The sequence below is a fragment of the uncultured Nostoc sp. genome, assembly GCF_964245575.1.
In the GTDB taxonomy this organism is placed as follows: domain Bacteria; phylum Cyanobacteriota; class Cyanobacteriia; order Cyanobacteriales; family Nostocaceae; genus Nostoc.
Genome location: NZ_CAXTNP010000454.1, coordinates 1 through 4,147 on the forward strand (window position 1 = coordinate 1; position 4,147 = coordinate 4,147).

Sequence of the window (4,147 nt, forward strand, 5' to 3'; positions counted from 1 at the left end):
GGGCAATGGGGTGGAGGGGCGGACTCTTCAGAAGTGGTAGTTTGACTGTAAACGTCGCCCCTTGTCCTTTTCCGGGACTATTTGCGTAAACAGTACCGCCATGTAATTCTACTAAATTACGCGCGATCGCTAATCCTAGTCCTAATCCACCATAAGTTCTAGTGCTAGAACTATCAGCTTGACTAAAGCGATCAAAAACGCAAGGAAGAAAATCAGGGCTGATACCAATACCTGTGTCAATCACCTGAATTTGGGCATATTTATCCATTGTCTGTTGTTTTTCTTGGCCAGTGACTACAGACAATTGCACCTCTACCCTTCCTCCTGTGGGTGTGAATTTGATGGCATTGGATAGCAGATTCCAGATTATTTGCTGTAAGCGTTCAAAATCACCGGATACTAAGAATTGAGAATTTTCGCCCAACATGGTTTGAGATTGTGCTTCTCTTGATTCTAGATTTTCGTGATTGATTCCTAATTCCAAATCTGAATTTGGCACGAAACTGACCACGGGGAGTATCCCCGGTGGCGCATTTCGCGTTTCTCTTGAAGGAATAAGGGAAAATTTTAAATCGATTTCCTTGGATTGGGCGGCGAGGCTAACAGTCTCTAGGCTCGACTCAATCATTGGAACCAAATTACAAGTAAGGACATTGAGGCGTAACTTGCCTCTCATCATCCGTGATATATCCAGCAGGTCTTCAATTAGCTGGGTTTGTGCCTTAGCATTGCGTTCAATTGTCTCCGTAGCCCTGGCTATTAGGGTTTCATTAAGCTTGCTTCGTTGCAGTAATTGCGCCCACCCAAGGATGGCATTGAGGGGCGATCGCAATTCGTGGGATAATATTCCCAGAAACTCATCCTTGATGCGGTTAGCCTCTTGCAACTGCTCAGTTTGTTGTTGCAAAGAAGCAATTAAACTAGCTCGTTCCATTGCGATCACTATTTGGTCGCATACTGCTTGCATCATCCCCTTTTGATTGTCGGTGAAGCTTAACCGAGTGCGACTGCCAAAAGAAAGAGTACCCAACAAGCGTCCTTGGGCAAGCAATGGGTATGCATAATAAGCAGTTATGCCTAAAGAGCGAATCAATTCTGTGTTCGGGTCAGTTGATTGTTGTACATTCTCTACAGCTAAGGGATGCCGTTTCTGCGCTACACCACTAGAAACCCCTTCACCAACTGCCAACCATTCGATTTCCTTTGCTATCTCCTGGGAAATACCACTGTAAGACCCCAACCGCATTACCTGAGAGTTATCCTCAACCAAATAGTTCAAATAAACTTCTATTTCAATTTGGTCTCTTAGTTTTCGGTAGACGCTATCGATTAGTAGTACTGGTTCTTGGCTTGATAGTAAATCGTTGGCTGTGTCAAATAGTAGGTTTAGCCTTTTGTAACCTAACGAGAGTGCCTTTTCTGCCTGTTTGAGGTTGCTAATCTCTTGGAACACTAAGATACAGGTAGCCGGATGACCATGCATTGCTGGCAAGGTATCAGCAAATACTAGTAGAGAACGCACACCACCGGGGGTGTGCCAGTCTACCTCCAATCCATTTAGGCGTTCGCCAAGGGCAACCCGCACTCCTGGCATTTGTTCATTGGGGATGCGATCGCCAGCCGCATCTGTATAATAATAGACTGTGTGATACTCTGCGGCTGATACACCTTTGGGAAATTCGCCCCCAGCTAATTCGTTAGCAGAGCGATTGGCAAAAGTTACCCGCGCCGTTCCTGGTTCGATAAACAGCAAGGGTATTGGCATCAGATTTAACACCTTCTCTAGCCATTTTTGCTGATTTAGGAGTACTTCCTCTGCCTGTTTGCGCTCCGTAATATCTAAAAATGCAGCAACGCTTCCTCTGGTTTTACCCTCTTCATCAAACAAAGGTGCAACGTACTCCAACAGGTTGACAATTTTTCCATTTTCATGGACAACATCGAGTTCACAATCCAGAACTTCAACACCATGAGTTGCGGAGTATTGCATTGGGAGTTCCTTTGCTGACAGTTCCCTTCCCTCGCGGTAGATTTTAAAGCTTGTCGGTTTTTCGTCTAAGGGAGGGTTGAGGGAGGCATTTGTGTCTGAGGATATTCCCAATTGCTTGGCAAAAGCAGGGTTGACCTTGATATTTTGGCATTCTGGATCTTCGGCAATGCCAATTCCAATGGGAATTACCTCCAATAGAGTTTGTAACTCAGTAATGCGGCGCTGTAGATCCTTGTTTAGTTGTAAGATTTGTTCCTTAGCCTGTTTTTGTTCGCTGATGTTGCGAGTCACAGTTGCTAAGGCAATTGGCTGACCTGTCTTATTGTCTGTAACAGTAAAGATATTATAATCAACTGGTATTGGTTGACCTGTTTGGAGATGCCGAAAGCAGAATTCTCCCTGCCAGCGCCCTTGTAGTAGCACAGTCGGCAGTATATATTGTTGAAAATAGGCTTTGTCTTTGGGCATGAAGTAATCTAATACTACCTTTTCCCTGACTTCATCAAGGCTGGAAAGCCCTACCAGTTTTTGACCTGCATCATTTATGTAGAGTAATTGACCCTCAAGGGTGGCGATGCCGATAAAGTCAGAGCTATTTTCTACCAGCGATACTAATTTTTGTTGTTCTGCTTCTGCTTGCTTGCGTTCGCTCAAGTCGAGGATAAACGCTACTGACTCGTCGCGGTTTTCTCCTAGCAGCACGTAACCAACTAAAACCGGGATGCGGCTACCATCTTTGCGAATATATTCTTTCTCGTAAGGCGTACAAGTAGCGTTGGTGTTTCCTTGTGCTTCGGCGACACCTCGCTCATCTAAATATAAATACTCTGGTGGTGTGATATTGCTCCAACTTAACCTACCTGCTAACAAATCCTCCCGTGTGTAACCAATCATCCTCAAAAATTCGTCGTTTGCCTGCTCGATACCGCCATACACGTCGCCAAATAGAATGCCGATGACGTTAGAATCTACAAAACTTCTCAGTTTAGCTTCGTAGGTTCTGAGTGCAAGCTGTGCAAGATCGCGTTGATGGCTGAGGCGTTCAATAACCCTGGCACTTTCCCAAATCAAAATAGTAAAAATCACAATCAGGACGATCGCAAATACCGATACTGCAAAAGCCGGATCGTATTGTCCTAACCGTTGACCTTCAACAATTACCCACCCCAATATAGAAGGTACTGCGATCGCGGCAATTAATAAACGACGTGCAAGTAAACCGCCGTAACTATCACTTGTAACTACCCTCATTAACCCCTGTTCTGGCCGCGTCCACAGAATGCCCATACTTAGTAAGCTGAACAACACCGCCGTGTGTAAAGCCATTGATGTTGTATAAGGGGCAAGCCCGTAGAGAACTTTCACTTTGTAGGCATAGCCCATGAGCGCCTGAAAGGAAATTAAAGTAGCGATCAGAGCGCTACTCTGAGCATACCAATAACTGTGGTGGGTTTTTGGATGAATCAAAATCTGTAGGGCAACGCTAACCAGCATAAAGTTCAGTGCTGTGTTCGTGCCCATTCGCCCCAGATGCAATGTCGCTATACTAGCTGACAAATCACGAAACAGTAGCTCGTCAATGTGGAGATTCCAGCCAAACACATATTCACAGAGTGTAAGCGCAGCTATTGTGGTGACAGCTATTGCACAGACCCTAGAAATTAGAAGGGAACTATGGGGGTAATTTTGAATTGTTCTTTCCCCCCTGCTCCCCTGCTCGCTTGCTTTTAAAAATAGCCACAGCGATATACCACACAGCACAAAACACAGCGCTGTATTGGCTTTCATTGTGGCAGGACTACCAGGGAAGCCGCGCTTCAGAACTTCAATGCCAAGACACCAACCAACTAGTACCAAGCTGCCAACAAAAACAGCGATTGCACTTGCGACTTTTGCCACAAGTGAATTTGTAGGGATTTTAAATATATCTTGCAGCCGCAAGCGGTTAACTTTTAACATTGAGTGTTCTCTAACCGCATCTATCTAGCGTAGTAAACTTACGTATTTCTTACGGTTCAACCATTTCTATCCTTTGTATTGTATGTTACCCCTTGACTTGCTTTTCATCTATCGCTATGCATATTTTTTGTTGCACAATTTAGAGTATGAAATAATGGTGGTTGAACTGGGGACTGGGGACTGGGGACTGGGGACTGG

1 protein-coding gene is annotated in these 4,147 nt (G+C 44.9%); it reads right to left on the reverse strand.

Features of this window, described 5'->3' with window-relative positions:
• Positions 1 to 3,949 (reverse strand): PAS domain S-box protein (locus ACFFAP_RS36700; RefSeq protein ID WP_375515813.1); only part of this gene is annotated, 3,949 nt, incomplete at its 3' end.
• Between the last annotated feature and the right edge of the window lie 198 nt (positions 3,950 to 4,147).